This window comes from bacterium (genome assembly GCA_035308905.1).
Classification (GTDB): domain Bacteria; phylum Sysuimicrobiota; class Sysuimicrobiia; order Sysuimicrobiales; family Segetimicrobiaceae; genus DASSJF01.
The window spans coordinates 1-10,832 of the sequence record DATGFS010000025.1; the positions used below are offsets into that span (position 1 = coordinate 1).

6 protein-coding genes are annotated in these 10,832 nt (G+C 68.6%); all 6 read left to right on the forward strand.

Going from position 1 to position 10,832, the window contains the following annotated elements; translation table 11 throughout:
* Window positions 1-273 precede the first annotated feature (273 nt).
* On the forward strand, window positions 274-1,056 hold the full coding sequence (rplJ, locus tag VKT83_07165) for a 50S ribosomal protein L10 (protein HLY22233.1): 783 nt from the start codon (window positions 274-276) through the stop codon (window positions 1,054-1,056).
* A 67-nt stretch (window positions 1,057-1,123) separates the two neighbouring features.
* Window positions 1,124-1,516, forward strand: a complete 393-nt coding sequence (rplL, locus tag VKT83_07170; GenBank protein ID HLY22234.1) for a 50S ribosomal protein L7/L12 — start codon at window positions 1,124-1,126, stop codon at window positions 1,514-1,516.
* A gap of 328 nt (window positions 1,517-1,844) precedes the next feature.
* The gene (rpoB, locus tag VKT83_07175) at window positions 1,845-5,402 is read left to right on the forward strand and encodes a DNA-directed RNA polymerase subunit beta (protein ID HLY22235.1); all 3,558 of its coding nucleotides are present in this window, start codon (window positions 1,845-1,847) and stop codon (window positions 5,400-5,402) included.
* A 3-nt stretch (window positions 5,403-5,405) separates the two neighbouring features.
* Complete coding sequence (rpoC, locus tag VKT83_07180) at window positions 5,406-8,849, forward strand: DNA-directed RNA polymerase subunit beta' (GenBank protein HLY22236.1); 3,444 nt, start codon at window positions 5,406-5,408, stop codon at window positions 8,847-8,849.
* Window positions 8,850-9,012: 163 nt separating this feature from the next.
* Window positions 9,013-10,215 carry a substrate-binding domain-containing protein gene (locus VKT83_07185; GenBank protein ID HLY22237.1) on the forward strand — a complete coding sequence of 401 codons (1,203 nt, stop codon included), beginning with the start codon at window positions 9,013-9,015 and terminating at the stop codon, window positions 10,213-10,215.
* A 116-nt stretch (window positions 10,216-10,331) separates the two neighbouring features.
* On the forward strand, window positions 10,332-10,832 hold a 501-nt coding region (locus VKT83_07190), incomplete at its 3' end, for an ATP-binding cassette domain-containing protein (protein ID HLY22238.1).

Consider the following 10,832-nt stretch of genomic DNA (forward strand, 5'->3'; position numbering starts at 1 on the left):
CGGTTACCTCACTCCGAACGAGTACCTCGCTCAATGGCAGGCGGCTCAGCGATGAATTTGGAGGCTGGTGTAGTCGGATCTACTGGACCAGTACAACCGGTTGACGGTCTGACGCGGCGATGCTAGGATGACCGGGGACAATTGCATATCGCCGTAGACAGCGGGTGCCGCCCCTGCGCCTAAAGGTCCCGTGACCGCCCGCCGAGGCTCCTGAGGGAGACTCCACGTGTCTACGGGGTCTCTTTTGTTTCACCCGCATTTCTGGAGGCATCGATGGCGGAGCCGAGATCAGACAAAGTCGCCGAAGTCGAGGCGCTCGAAGAGCGTCTGCGGAACTCGTCGATTGTGATCCTCACGGACTACCGCGGGCTCACGGTCGGCGAGATCGGGACGCTGCGCGGCAAACTCCGGGGCGCGTCCCTCGAATACCGCGTCGCCAAGAACACCCTGCTGAGCCGGGCGGCCGAAAAAGTCGGCGTCGTCGGGCTCGAGCCGCACCTCACCGGACCGACCGCGGTCGTGTTCGGCAACGACGATCCCGGCGTGCCGGCGAGGGTGCTTCAGGATTTTATCCGCCAGTTCCGCAAGCTTGAAATCAAGGGCGGGGTGGTCGAGGGGCACGCGCTCGACGCGGCCGGGGTCCAGGCGCTCGCGACGCTGCCCGGTAGGCCGGAGCTGCTCGCCCGTGTGGTGGGCGCGGTCCAGGGCCCGCTGTTCTCGCTGGTGATGGTACTGACCGCGGCGCCGCGCGGCCTGGTCACGGCCCTCGACGCCGTCCGGAAGCGCCGCGAGACGGAGGAAGGTGCGTCCGGGAAGCAGGCGGCGCCCGCGGCAGAGCCGGCGCCCGCGGCAGAGCCGGCACCCGCGGTAGAACCGGCACCCGCGGTAGAACCGGCACCTTCCGCGGACGCGGCGCCCGTGGCCGGCGCGGCACCGGCCCCCGAGGCGGCGCCCGCCCCGGCGGCGCAATCCGCGCCCGCGTCCGAAGGGGCGCGGGCCGAACCGGCCGCCGTCCCCGCCGCCGACGCGCCGGCGGAGTCCAAACCCACAGCGTAAGGATGCATCGAACCGCGCCAGGACGTAGGCAGACAACCAGGCACAAGGTTCCCAGGAGGGGATGAGCATGGCGGAGCGAGCGACAGTTGAAAAGATCGTTGACGAGATCGGGGACCTGTCGGCCCTGGATCTATCGAAGCTCGTGAAGGCCCTGGAGGAGAAGTTTGGCGTCAGCGCGGCGGCGCCGATGATGGCGATGGCCCCGGCGGGCGGCGCGGCCGCGGGCGCGCCGGCGGCGACGGAGGAACAGACGGAGTTCGACGCCATGCTCACCGCGATCGGCGATAAGAAGATCCAGGTGATCAAGGTCGTCCGCGAACTGACCGGTCTCGGCCTCAAGGAGGCCAAGGACCTGGTCGACGGCGCGCCCAAGCCGGTGAAGGAGAAAGTCTCGAAGCAAGAAGCCGAGACGATCAAGACCAAGCTGTCCGAAGTGGGCGCCACAGTCGAGATCAAGTAACGCCGGATCTACTGGCAGGCACTGAGGACGCCCCGGAAGGGGCCGGCGGCGGGCGACTGTCCCTTGACGCCCCTTGCCGCCGTGAGTATAATGAAGTTTACTCCTCAATGCCGCAATCTATTGCTGTTATGCTGAGGGTCCCAGTCAGCCGTCCGGACGCGGGGCGACGTGTGCCCGCGCCCGGCCTCGGCTTTCTGCCACGCACACTACGGAGGCGAACAGCGTGACGAGAAAGACTGCGTCGCCGAAGGCCAGAACGAGAACCGCCACAACCCCGTCTGGCGCGGGGCGAACGGCGCGCCGGGGCGCCAAGGCGAAACCGGGCGCGATGCGCCTGACCGTCAAGGACAGCCTGCGCGGCCAGCTCCAGCGGCCGGGGGCGGGGCGCGCCGTGCGCGGCCGCCCGCGCCTGACCCGGACGATCGTCCTCCCGACCAACGTGGAGCGCGCGCCGGTCGCGGTGCTGCAGGCGCCGCCGCCGACGCCGCCGTCGCACTCCTCCACCCGGACCGTTCGCGGGCTCGGCGAGGTGCGCTCCTCGCGCCGGGGGAAGCGGAGCCGCGTCAGCTTCGCCAAGATTCACGACGTGCTGGACATCCCGAACCTGGTGGAGATCCAGCGAGAGTCGTTCAAGTGGTTCCTGCGGGACGGCATCCGCGAGGTCTTCAGCGAGATTTCGCCGATCAAGGACTTCACCGGCAACCTGGAACTGCACTTCGCCGTCGGCCGGAAGCGCCGCGGCGGGGCCCAGGAGTCGGAGAACGGCGACCTGACGCTCGACTTCGACGGGTATCGGTTCGAGCAGCTCAAGTACTCGGTCGAGGACTGCCGCGAGCGGGACTACAACTACAGCGCGGCGCTCAAGGTCCAGGTACGCCTCGTCATCAAAGAGACCGGCGAGGTCAAAGAGCAGGAAGTCTTCATGGGCGACTTCCCGCTGATGACCGAGCAGGGTACCTTTGTCATCAACGGCGCGGAGCGCGTCGTGGTCAGCCAGCTCGTCCGCTCGCCCGGCGTGTACTACAGCATGTCGCCGGACGCGAACGGCCACCTGCTGCCGACCGCGACCGTGATCCCGCACCGCGGGGCCTGGCTCGAGTTCGAGATCGACGCCAACGGCATCGTCTACGTGCGCATCGACCGGACGCGGAAGCTGCCGGTCACGGTTCTGCTGCGCGCGCTCAAGTACGGCGACGACGAGGCCATCCTCAAACTGTACGACAACGACGCGGCCATCAAGGCGACGCTCGCCAAGGACGAGACGAAGACCGCGGACGACGCGCTGCTCGGCATCTACCGGCGGCTGCGCCCCGGCGACCCGCCGACGATCGAGAGCGCTCGGACGCTGCTCAACACGCTCTTCTTCGACCCGCGCCGCTACGACGTCGGCCGCGTCGGCCGGTACAAGCTCGACAAGAAGCTCGGCTTCAAGCCCGAGCAGGCCCAGGGGCCCGAGGGGCGCGTGCTGCGCTCCAAGGACATCGTGGAGATCATCCGCTACCTCGTCGCCCTGCGAAACGGGCAGGGCAAGCCGGACGACATCGACCATCTCGGCAACCGCCGCGTCCGGTCGGTCGGCGAGCTGCTGCAGAACCAGTTCCGGATCGGCATGCTGCGGATGGAGCGGGTGATCCGCGAGCGGATGACGATCCAGGAGGCCGCGGCGATCACGCCGCAGGTGCTGATCAACATCCGGCCGGTCGTCGCGTCGATCAAGGAGTTCTTCGGCTCCAGCCAGCTCTCGCAGTTCATGGACCAGACGAACCCGTTGGCCGAGCTCACCCACAAGCGGCGGCTGTCGGCCCTCGGGCCCGGCGGCCTCAGCCGCGAGCGGGCGGGGTTCGAGGTGCGCGACGTGCACACCTCGCACTACGGCCGCATGTGCCCGATCGAGACGCCGGAAGGCCCGAACATCGGCCTGATCTCGTCGCTCGCGACGTTCGCGCGGGTTAACCCGTACGGGTTTATCGAGACGCCGTACCGCAAGGTGCGCGACGCCCGTGTGACGCGGTCGATGGAGTACCTCACCGCGGACGATGAGGAGAAGTACACGATCGCGCAGGCCAACGCCAAGATGAACGCGGACGGCAAGCTGAGCGAGTCCCGCGTGACGGCCCGCCGCGGCAGCGCGATCGTGCTCGTGCCCCCGGACAAGATCGACTACATGGACGTGTCGCCGAAGCAGATCGTCAGCGTGGCGACCGCGCTCATCCCGTTCCTCGAGCACGACGACGCCAACCGCGCGCTGATGGGTTCCAACATGCAGCGCCAGGCGGTCCCGCTGCTGCGGACCGAGGCGCCGCTCGTCGGCACGGGCATGGAGCACCGCTCCGCGGTGGACTCGGGCGCCGTCGTGGTGGCGCGCGAGGCCGGCGAGATCCTGAGCGTCACCGGCGACCAGATCACGGTCAAGCCGGAGCGCGGCAAGGAGCGGACGTACAAGCTCGTCAAGTTCCAGCGCAGCAACCAGGGCACGTGCATCAACCAGCGGCCGATCGTCGAGGCAGGGGAGAAGGTCGCGGTCGGCGACGTGATCGCCGACGGGCCGTGCACCGACCAGGGCGAGATGGCGCTCGGGCACAACGTGCTGGTCGCGTTCATGCCGTGGGAGGGCTACAACTACGAGGACGCCATTCTGATCAGCGAGCGCCTCGTGCAGAAGGACCTCTTCACGAGCATCCATATCGAGGAGTACGAGGTCGAGGCCCGCGACACCAAGCTCGGGCCGGAAGAGATCACTCGCGACATCCCCAACGTCGGCGAGGAAGCGCTGCGGGATCTCGATGAGCGCGGCATCATCCGGATCGGCGCGGAGGTGCGCAGCGGCGACATCCTGGTCGGCAAGGTAACGCCGAAGGGGGAGACCGAGCTGACCGCGGAGGAGCGCCTGCTGCGGGCGATCTTCGGCGAGAAGGCGCGGGAGGTCCGCGACACCTCCCTCAAAGTGCCGCACGGGGAGAAGGGCAAGGTCGTCGCGGTGAAGGTCTTCTCCCGCGAGGCCGGCGACGAGCTGTCGCCCGGCGTCAACCAGCTCGTCCGGGTCTACGTCGCCCAGAAGCGGAAGATCACCGTCGGCGACAAGATGGCCGGCCGGCACGGCAACAAGGGCGTCATCAGTAAGATCCTGCCATCCGAGGACATGCCGTACCTGCCGGACGGGACGCCGATCGACATCGTGCTCAACCCGCTCGGCGTGCCGTCGCGGATGAACGTCGGCCAGGTGCTGGAGACGCACCTCGGCTGGGCCGCGGAGATGCTCGGCTTCTACGCCGAGACGCCGGTGTTCGACGGGCCGCGCGAGGACGAGATCCGCGGGCTGCTCCAGACGGCGTCGGAGACCGAGGCCGGCGCGCGGGTGCACATCGACGAGACCGGCAAGGTGCGCCTCTACGACGGGCGGACGGGCCAACCGTTCGACCAGGAGGTCACGGTCGGCCAGATTTACATGATGAAGCTGCTGCACCTCGTCGAGGACAAGATCCACGCGCGGTCGACGGGCCCGTACTCGCTCATCACCCAGCAGCCCCTCGGCGGCAAGGCGCAGTTCGGCGGGCAGCGGTTCGGCGAGATGGAGGTGTGGGCGCTCGAGGCGTACGGCGCCGCGAATACCCTCCAGGAGCTCCTCACCGTCAAGTCCGACGACGTCGTCGGGCGGGTGAAGACGTACGAGGCGATCGTCAAGGGCGAGAACATCCAGGAGCCCGGCGTGCCGGAGTCCTTCAAGGTGCTCGTCAAGGAGCTGCAGAGCCTCTGCCTCGATGTCAAGGTGCTGAGCGAGGACAAGAAGGAGATCGAGCTCAAGGAAATCGAGGAAGACATCGCCGAGACGGCCCGGGCCCTCGGCATCAACCTCGAGGGCGAGGAAGCCCTCGTCGAGGAGAACTAAGCGATGCAGGACGTCAACAACTTCGACGCGGTCAAGATCGCGCTGGCCTCGCCGGACCAGATCCGTCAGTGGTCCCGCGGCGAGGTCAAGAAGCCGGAGACGATCAACTACCGCACGCTGAAGCCGGAGCGCGACGGGCTGTTCTGCGAGCGGATCTTCGGCCCGACCAAGGACTGGGAGTGCCACTGCGGCAAGTACAAGCGCATCCGGTTCAAGGGGATCGTGTGCGACCGGTGCGGGGTGGAAGTGACCCGCGCGAAGGTGCGGCGCGAGCGGATGGGCCACATCGAGCTCGCCGCGCCGGTGTGCCACATCTGGTATCTCAAGGGCGTGCCGAGCCGCATCGGCCTCTTGCTCGACATGTCCCCGCGGGCGCTCGAGCGCGTGGTCTACTTCGCGGCCTACGTCGTCACCGATCCGGGGACGATCAAGGGGCTCAGCCGCGGCCAGCTGCTGACCGAGGCCGACTTCCGGGAGCTGCGGGACAAGCACGGCACCACCTTCCACGCCGGCATCGGCGCGGAGGCGATCAAGGAGCTGCTGCGCGAGCTGAACCTCGACCAGACGCAGAAGAAGCTGCGCGCGGAGCTCAAGACCGCGGGCGGCCAGAAGCGCATGAAGATCCTGAAGCGGCTCGAGGTCGTGGAGGCGTTCCGCAAGAGCGGCAACACGCCGGACTGGATGATCCTCGACGTCGTGCCGGTGATCCCGCCGGACCTGCGGCCGATGGTCCAGCTCGACGGCGGCCGCTTCGCGACGAGCGACCTGAACGATCTGTACCGCCGCGTGATCAACCGCAACAACCGCCTGAAGCGCCTGCTCGACCTCGGCGCGCCCGAGATCATCGTGCGCAACGAGAAGCGGATGCTGCAGGAGGCGGTGGACGCGCTGATCGACAACGGCCGGCGCGGCCGGCCGGTGACCGGGCCGAACAACCGCCCGCTCAAGTCGCTGTCCGACATGCTGAAGGGCAAGCAGGGGCGGTTCCGCCAGAACCTCCTCGGCAAGCGCGTCGACTACTCCGGGCGCTCGGTCATCGTGGTGGGGCCAAACCTGCGCCTCCACCAGTGCGGGCTGCCCAAAGAGATGGCGCTCGAGCTCTTCAAGCCGTTTGTGATGAAGAAGCTCGTCGACCGCGGGCTCAGCCAGAACATCAAGAGCGCGAAGCGGATGGTCGAGCGCGCGCGGCCCGAGGTGTGGGACGTGCTGGAGGAGGTCGTGCACGAGCATCCCGTGCTGCTCAACCGCGCCCCGACCCTGCACCGCCTCGGCATCCAGGCGTTCGAGCCGGTGCTGATCGAGGGCAAGGCGATCCAGGTGCACCCGCTCGTCTGCACGGCGTACAACGCGGACTTCGACGGCGACCAGATGGCGGCGCACGTGCCGCTGTCGGCCGCGGCGCAGGCCGAGGCGCGCGTGCTGATGCTGTCCGCGTACAACATTCTCTCGCCGGCCTACGGCCGCGCGATCACGTCGCCGACCCGCGACATCGTCTTCGGCTGCTACTACCTCACGCTGGAGCGGGCGGGGGCGAAGGGCGAGGGCAAGATCTTCAGCCGGCCGGACGAGGTCGTGCTGGGCTACGAGAGCGGCGTGCTGGACCTGCACGCGAAGATCAAGGTCCGGCTCAGCCACGACGGCGAACTGATCGAGACGACGGTCGGCCGGGTGATCTTCAACGAGGCGATCCCGGAGGAGCTGCGGTTCATCAACGAGGTCTGCGACCGCAAGATCCTCTCCCAGATCGTGTCCGAGGCCTACAGCCGCCTCGGCTCCACGAAGACGGTGCAGCTGCTCGACAGCATCAAGGATCTGGGCTTCCATTTCGCGACCATCAGCGGCAGCGGCATCGCGCTGTCGGACATCGTGATCCCGAAGGAGAAGGAAGAGATCCTCGCCAAGGCCGACAAAGAAGTCGACGCGATCGACACCCAGTACCGGCGCGGCCTCATCACCAACGAGGAGCGGTACCTCAAGACGGTCGACGTGTGGACCGAGGCGACGGAGACGATCACGCGGAAGATGCTCAGCACGTTCGATCCCTTTAATCCGCTGTACATGATGGCCCAGTCGGGCGCGCGGGGCAACATCCAGCAGATCCGCCAGCTCGCCGGCATGCGGGGCCTCATGACCGACCCGAGCGGCCGGATCATCGAGCTGCCGATCAAGGCGAACTTCCGCGAGGGCCTCACAGTCTTGGAATATTTCATCAGCACGCACGGCCAGCGCAAGGGACTGGCGGACACGGCGATCCGGACGTCCGAGTCGGGCTATCTGACCCGCCGGCTCGTCGACGTCGCGCAGGACGTGATCATCCGCGACGAAGACTGCCACACGACCTCCGGGGTCGAGATGACGGCGATCATGGACGGCTCGCAGACCGTGGTACCCCTGGCCGACCGGATCGCGGGGCGCGTGGCGGCCGAGGACGTGCTGGCGCCGCGAAGCAAGAAGGTTCTGATCGAGGCCGGCGCGGAGATCGACCAGGCGGCGGCGGAGGCGGCGGAAGAGGCCGGCGTGACCTCCGTGGTCGTGCGATCGGTGCTCGGCTGTAAGACCCGGTTCGGCATCTGCGCCAAGTGCTACGGCCGCAACCTCGCGACCGGCAAGCTTGTGGAGATCGGCGAGGCGGTCGGCATCATCGCCGCGCAGTCGATCGGCGAGCCCGGCACGCAGCTCACGATGCGGACGTTCCACACCGGCGGCGTCGCCGGGTTCGACATCACGCAGGGCCTGCCGCGCGTCGAGGAGCTGTTCGAAGCCCGGCGCCCGAAGGGCCAGGCCGTGATCGCGGAGATCGACGGCAAGGTCGCGCTGTCGGAGAGCAAGGGCACGCGCATCATCACCCTCGCCGGGCGGGACGACGAGCGCGAGTATCCGGTCGCCTACGGCGTCCGGGTCCGCGTGGCCGACGGCGACCGTGCCTCGGCCGGCGACCAGATGACGGAGGGGTCGGTCAACCCGCACGACATCCTCCGCATCAAGGGTCTCGCGGCGGTGCAGGGCTACCTGGTCCAGGAGATCCAGAGCGTCTACCGCTCGCAGGGCGTCGACATCAACGACAAGCACATCGAGATCATCGTGCGCCAGATGCTGCGGCGGGTGAAGGTGGAGGAGCCGGGCGGCGCCGAGTTCCTGCCCGGAGAGCTCGTCGACATCTTCGCACTGGAGGAGGAGAACGCCCGGGCGATGGCCTCGCGCAAGGAGCCCGCGACCGCGCGGCCCGTGCTGCTCGGCATCACCAAGGCGTCGCTCGCCACGGAGAGCTTCCTGTCCGCGGCGTCGTTCCAGGAGACGGCCCGCGTCCTCACCGACGCGGCGACGAAGGGCAAGGTCGATCCGCTGCTCGGCCTCAAGGAGAACGTGATCATCGGCAAGCTAATCCCGGCCGGCACCGGCATGCAGCGCTACCGGTCGGTCAAGGTGGCGGTCGAAGGCCTGACGTAGACAAGGCCGTCATCGGATGCAACGTCGCGGGCCCTCCGTGAGGAGGGTCCGCGGCATTTCTACGGGCGTTCGCGCGTCGTCCGATCCCAGGAGACGGCCGGACGTCCTGAGAACAGACCTACGGGGAGATCTCGACGCACGCGGTCACTGTTGGGGGGAGATGATGCGGGTGAAGATTCGCGCACGCGTAGTGAGCGCACTATTGTCCGCGGCCGTCGCGGTGCTGCTTGCCGGCGCCGCGGGACCGTGGGCCGCGGGGCAGGCGCCGAAGGCCGCGGTTCGCGTCGGCATGATCTACTCCGCGACCGGACCGCTGGCGAGTTACGGCGCGCAGTTCCGCGAAGGGTTCCAGGCCGGCCTCGCGTATGCCACGAACAGGACCGGCGCGATCGCCGGCCACAAGATCGACGTCGCCTGGAACGACGACGCGGGCGATCCGGCGAAGGCGGTTTCCACCGCGAAGGATCTGATCGGGCAGGGCGTGCACGTGCTCGCCGGGCCGGTCAGTTCGGCCGTGGCGCTCCAGGTCGCGCCGCTCGCGGCCCAGAACCGGGTGGTGCTCATTTCCGGGCCCGCGGCCGCGGACGCGATCACCGGCGTCAACCGGTACACGTTCCGCTCGGGGCGCCAGACGTACCAGGACGTCCTCGCGGCGCGCTCGTTCATCGGCGACGAGCGCGGCAAGAAGGTCATCGTCTTCGCGCAGGACTACGCCTTCGGACAGGCCAACGTCGCGGCGGTCCGCAACGTGCTGGGGCGCGGCGGCGCCGATGTGGGGCAGATCCTGGTGCCGCTCAACGCGACGGACTTCACGCCGTTCGCGCTGCAGGCCAAGCAGGCGAAGCCCGACCTGCTGTTCGTCGCGTGGGCGGGGGCTACCGCCCCGGCGATGTGGCAGGCGCTCGACCAGCAGGGTGTCTTCGGCGGCACGGCGGTCGTCACCGGGCTCGACCAGCGGTCGACCTACGCGACCTTCGGTCCCGTCGCGTCCAAGATCGGTTTCCTCTCGCACTACGTCTATCAGGCGCCGCACAACCGCGCCAACGACTACCTGGTGCAGGCCCTCAAGACGCAGAACAAGGTGCCCGATCTCTTCGATCCGGACGGATTCGTCGCGGCCCAGATGATCGTGCACGCGGTCCAGATCGCGGACGGCGACGACGTCGAGAAGATGATCCGCGCCCTCGAGAACTGGACATTCCTCGCGCCGAAGGGCCAGCAGCTGGTGCGGGCCGCCGACCACGCGGTCCTCCAGCCGATGTTTCAGGTGAAGCTGGTCGCCGCGGGCGGAGGCTTCGAACCGCAGGTGGTCAAGGCGATGGCGCCGGCCGACGTCGCACCGCCGGTCAGCCCGTTCAAGCCCTGAGCCGCGAGGAGCACGCGAGGCCCACGGCCGGAGACGCCCAGACGGGAGACGGCCCCCCGGCGATCCGCACGACCGGTCTCACCCTCCGCATCGGCGGCGCCCTGATCGTCGACGACGTGTCGCTCGAGGTGCGGCGGGGCGAGTTCGTCACGCTGATTGGTCCGAACGGCGCCGGCAAGACGTCGCTGTTCAACTTGATCAGCGGCCTCTATCGACCGGCCGCCGGTTCGATCGAGCTCGACGGCCGTGACGTCACGGCGTGGCCGCCGCCGCGGCGGGCGCAGGCCGGGCTCGGCCGCAGCTTCCAGACGGCGCGCGTGTTTGGCGCTCTCACCGTGTTTGAAAATGTCCGCCTGGCCGTGCAGATGCGCGGGCCGGGCAACCTCGACGTGTGGCGTCCCGCGCTCGCCGACCGCGCCGAAGCCGCGAGGGCGCGCGCGGCGGTCGAGGGAACGGGCCTGGCCGGGCAGGCCGCGCGTCGCGCGGCCTCGCTCGGCCAGGGCGATGCCCGCCGGCTCGAGATCGCGATGCTGCTCGCCGCCGGGTTCGACACGCTGCTGCTCGACGAACCGACCGCCGGGGTGAGCATGGAGGAAATCCCGGCGCTCCTCGAGGTG